The organism is Flavobacterium bomense (assembly GCF_003970355.1).
Window position 1 is genome coordinate 542 of record NZ_RYDJ01000234.1, and the last position, 559, is coordinate 1,100.

General features: G+C 39.5%; 1 protein-coding gene. It reads right to left on the minus strand.

The window, feature by feature from the left end:
* A partial coding sequence (locus EKL98_RS17965) for a M43 family zinc metalloprotease (protein WP_262706939.1) occupies positions 1-559 on the minus strand: 559 nt, incomplete at both ends.

The following is a 559-nucleotide window of genomic DNA, read 5'->3' on the forward strand; positions in this document are numbered from 1 at the left end:
TTCTTCTAGCAGCGTTATTCATAATTACCGTGATCCTGTCTTTTTGATTTTGGGTAAATATGTTCATACATGCGTCGTTAGTATAATCCATATAATTCTCGGTCATATCATTTCCAGGGTCAGTAGGACAAGAGTCATAAGTAATAAGACATTCATAGTTTTCCCATCCTGCTTTTGGAGTGTCATCACAATAATCGGATGCATTGCAGTCTTTGGTGTTACTATCGCGACTGCCTCCGTCTCCCCAAATATGTTTTAGTCCTAACCAGTGACCTACTTCGTGTGTCATTGTCCTCCCCTTGTCGTAAGGTGGTGCCAATAAAAAAGAACCACCAAAGGCGCTACTGCCAAAAACATCGTAACTAGAAACCACCCCATCAGTATTTGCGGGACCTCCATTAGGGTTAAGACCTTGTAAATAATTTGGATTATTTTGGGCAAAATTATTGTCAGGAAATTGGGCATAACCTAAAAGAGTGTTGTCCGTAAATTTGAGACTCCACATATTCAAATACAATGCAGGATCCCAACTGGTGTTTGGTTTCAAAATTGTTTCAAT